The following is a 3,820-nucleotide window of genomic DNA, read 5'->3' on the forward strand; positions in this document are numbered from 1 at the left end:
CTCTTCTCATACCTCTTTTCGTCATGTTGGTTTTTCTTTTGGGTTCTTGTTGTTACTTCATCTACTTTCTACCGCCCCTTTCTTCCCGGCCGCAACACACCCCCCCCCCCCACGACGTGGTGGACGATCAGGCCAGGGACAGCCCATAGGACTGCAATTCCAGCGTCAGCGGGTAGAAGTAGCTGGTGATGCCGTCGCCGCCGGACAGCGTGCCGAGCCCGGCCGAGCCGTCGTAGGCCGGGCCGCCCGAGTCACCGTGGTCGGTGTGCGCGGTGGTGCCGAACTCGTGGTCGAGCACGCCGACGTCGAAGTTCACCGACTGGTCGACCGAGGTGACCTCGCCACCGCCGCCACCGGTGGTCGAGCCCTGCTTCTGCATCTGCTCGCCGACGGTCGGCTCCGCGGCGCTGGTGATGGGCTGGCCGGTGTTGACCTCGCCGGGGCCGGTGCCGTTCGGCCGGGTCAGCAGCCCGGAGTCGGCTCCGGGGCAGTCGCTTTCCACGATCTGCGCGCCGCTGACGTCCCCGCCGCTCCAGGTGCCGCCGAGGTTGGTGCAGTGCCCGGCGGTGAGCAGGTACGGCGAGCCGCCCCTGGTCACGTTGAAGCCGAGCGAGCAGCGGTTCCTGCCGTTCTGGATCGCGTCGCCGCCGGCGATGTACAGCTCGAGCTTGCCGGTCTTGTGCTCGACACGGACGCTGTCGCCGTACTGGGCCGCCGCCGCGCTCACAGTGTCCGAAGTGGACTGCGACGCCGCGGAGTAGATCGTGACGACGACCTGGTTGGCGCGCGTGTCGATGCCCCAGGCGGTCTGCGGGACGTCGTGGATCCGGTCGAGCGAGTTCTTGACGCCGGTCAACGCCGCGAAACTGTGCTTGACCTTCTTGGCCGTCAGGCCCGCCGCCTCGACTCTCCGCACGGCGGCGTCGTCGAGGACGTTGATCACCGCCTTGCCGTGGTCGAGGTAGTAACCACCGAAGGCCATGCCCAAGGTCTGCGCGACCTGCGCGGCGTGACGAACGGATGCCTGCTGCAACTGGGCGAGATCCGCCGGCTGTGCGGCGGCCGGTTGCGAACAGACGCCGGCGACCAGAGCCGCGGTGGACACCGCGGCCAGTAAGGTGAGGGATTTCCGGGTCGGCACGAGTTGCTCCTCCTCGTCGGTGAAGCGTGAATGTGACGAGGAGACTGTCCGGTTCGGCAAGCACTGACCACCAGCGACTAAAGTCGGTGATCAATTCGACGGCGCCGCGGAAAACACCCGAACCGGCACTTCGGCACACGAAACGACAATTCGGCTAATACCTATTAGCCGGACCGGGTACGGGAAGAACATCCTCGGTCGCCGGGCGAAACATACGCGGTACCCGCCGCCAAGGCGTGCTGTGGCCGGCGGGTACCGGGGCCGACTCGCTCTCAGCCGAGGACTTCGTCGAAAAGGTCGAGCATCGCCCGCCAGGATCGCTTGGCCGACGCTTCGTGGTACACGATTCCCGGTATCGGCGCGTTGGCCGGATCGGCGTCCGGATTCGTGAAGCTGTGCTGGGCGCCGCCGTAGACATTCATGCGCCAGTCCACCCGCCCCGCGCGCATCTCCTCCTCGAACGCGATGCGCTGGTCGAGCGGGATGAGCGGGTCGTCGGCCCCCATGCACACCAGCACGCTCCCGGTGATGTTCACGGCGTCCTCGGGCGTCGGGGTGCTCAGGCTGGCGTGGAAACCGACGACGGCCTTCAGGTCCTTGCCCGCTCGGGCGAGCTCGAGCACCACCGCGCCGCCGAAGCAGTAGCCGATCGCCGCGACCTTCGCCGGATCCGTCCGCGGTTCGGCCAGGAGCACGTCGAGCCCCGCCGCACCCCGGGCCCGGATCAGCGCCTGATCGTTCTGGATCTCGGTGAAGCGCCGGGCCATCTCGTCCCGGTCCGTGAGGAGCCGGCCACCGCCGTAGTAGTCCAGCGCGAACGCGACATAGCCGAGTTCGGCCAGCCGCTCGGCGGTCGCCCGCTGGCGGTCGCTGAGGCCGTTGCCCTCGTGCGCGATCAGGACCGCGGGCCGTTGGTCCGTGCCGCCGGGCAGCGCGAGCCGTCCCGCCATCGTGATTCCGCCGACGGTGTATTCGATGTCCCTCGTGGTCACCATGACACGAACGTAGCGAACCCGGCGGTCCCGGTCACCCGATTCTCCTCAGGCAACAGTGCGCACCTGGGGTACCGGTGCCCGGCGTGACGTCCTCGTGGGCGGCGCGTTCGACGTCGGCGAGGATGCGCTGCCGTTCCGGCGGGCCGAGATAGGTACCGCGGCTGACGACGGCGTGGACGCGGCGGCTGTTGGTGATCTCGGCGAGGGGATCCGCGTCCAGCACGACCAGGTCGGCGTCCTGGCCCGCGACGATCGTGCCCGATCGCGGGCGCCCCGCGCACCGCGCCGCGTCACGGGTCGCTGCCTGCAGGGCCCGGTGCGGGGACAACCCGGCGCGCACCAGCAGTTCCAGTTCGTCGTGTGTCGCGAAGCCGGGGAACGTGTAGAGGTAGCCGCTGTCGGTACCCGCCGCCACCGGCGCACCGGCGGTGGCCAGCTCACCGACGAGCTGCAGCTCCGCCTCGAAATACGCCGCCTCCCGCGCGATCCGCTCCGGCGGCCACTCCGGCCACCCCGTCGCCATGTCGAGCCATTCCTGACGGATCGAGCGCGGCAGATAGCGGTCAGCCAGCCCCTGCAGCACCGGGTCGTGCGGCAACTCTCGCGGCGGCGAGGACATCCGCGACAACACCGCCAGTGTCGGCACATGCCACGCACGGCAAGCGGTGAACCGGCCGGCGAGGTCCTGTGTCATGGCCGCGTTATGGGACGCGACAGCGGCCTGGTCGAGCTCGGCGAGCGCGCCCGGCCAGGTGCCGGTGTCCGCGGGCAGCCCAGCCAGCCGCGCGTAGAACTCGTCCCTCCGCTCGGACGTCGAAGCGTGGAAGGCGTACATGTGCTCGACCGAGTGCTGACCGCGGGCGAGCACCTCCTGCACCGGGAGCTGGATCGGCACGTGGCCGCCGTAGGGCAGCCCGTGGCGGTGCGCCTCGGCCGCGATCGCCGCGTGGATTTCCGGGCTCATGAACGAATAGACCTTGACGAGGCCGGCATGGACCGCGGCGGCGTCCCGCACCGCGTCGCGGACCTCGGCCAGGGTGCCGACCCGCCGGTGAACGTCGACGAACGAGTTCCCGCCGTCCAGGATCTCGCTCGCGATGACCATCCGCGGCCCGGCCAGCTCGCCACGCGCGATGGCGCGGGCCACGTCGTGGGTCTCGGGCCTGCCGTCCATGTCGCGGATCGACGTGACGCCGTTGACCAGGTGCAGCGGCGGAAAGGTCCGCTTCAGCGTGCTGCTGTGGGCGTGGGCGTCCCAGAGCCCGGGGATGACGAACTTCCCGCGCAGATCGACCACTCGCACACCCACGACGGCGGGCGCGGCCACACCCCGCCCGACGGCGGCGATCCGGTCTCCGGCGAGGACGATCGTCGCGTCGCGGGTCGGCGGCGCGTCGGTGCCGTCGATCAAGGTGGCGTGCGTCAGGACCGTCACGTTCCCCGCGGCTTCGGCGTCGCTCGCCGGGAACGCGCTCGCCGCGGCTCCCAGCGCGCCGGTCCCCAGCCACGCGAGGAACGCCCTGCGGTCCACCGTCATGATCCCCACCCCCCGGCGCCCATTCTCCCTCAGGAAGCGGACGCGAACCAGTCACGATCGAAACACCGCACGGGGCGGTCCGATTCACGCGTTACACGTTCGCAGGTCCGTGAAGGCCTCCTTCACAGCGCTCACCGCTGTGAAGGC

3 protein-coding genes are annotated in these 3,820 nt (G+C 69.8%); all 3 read right to left on the reverse strand.

Translation table 11 applies throughout. From position 1 onward, the window contains the following. Nucleotides 1-127: 127 nt before the first annotated feature. The 3 genes from ACFWX1_RS32135 to ACFWX1_RS32145 all read right to left on the reverse strand — a co-directional run bounded on the left by ACFWX1_RS32135 (nucleotide 128) and on the right by ACFWX1_RS32145 (nucleotide 3,673). On the reverse strand, nucleotides 128-1,141 hold the full coding sequence (locus tag ACFWX1_RS32135; RefSeq protein WP_378393512.1) for a S1 family peptidase: 1,014 nt from the start codon (nucleotides 1,139-1,141) through the stop codon (nucleotides 128-130). A 272-nt stretch (nucleotides 1,142-1,413) separates the two neighbouring features. After that, nucleotides 1,414-2,136 carry a dienelactone hydrolase family protein gene (locus tag ACFWX1_RS32140; RefSeq protein ID WP_378393513.1) on the reverse strand — a complete coding sequence of 241 codons (723 nt, stop codon included), beginning with the start codon at nucleotides 2,134-2,136 and terminating at the stop codon, nucleotides 1,414-1,416. Nucleotides 2,137-2,167: 31 nt separating this feature from the next. Further along, nucleotides 2,168-3,673 carry an amidohydrolase family protein gene (locus ACFWX1_RS32145; protein WP_378393514.1) on the reverse strand — a complete coding sequence of 502 codons (1,506 nt, stop codon included), beginning with the start codon at nucleotides 3,671-3,673 and terminating at the stop codon, nucleotides 2,168-2,170. Nucleotides 3,674-3,820 lie beyond the last annotated feature (147 nt).

It is taken from the genome of Amycolatopsis sp. NPDC059021 (assembly GCF_042739895.1).
Taxonomy (GTDB): Bacteria; Actinomycetota; Actinomycetes; order Mycobacteriales; family Pseudonocardiaceae; genus Amycolatopsis.

Coding starts and splice junctions, on each gene's coding strand:
- ACFWX1_RS32140 (WP_378393513.1), bottom strand. CDS start 2,136: ATGGTGACCACGAGGGACATCGAATACACCGTCGGCGGAATCACGATG.
- ACFWX1_RS32145 (WP_378393514.1), bottom strand. CDS start 3,673: ATGACGGTGGACCGCAGGGCGTTCCTCGCGTGGCTGGGGACCGGCGCG.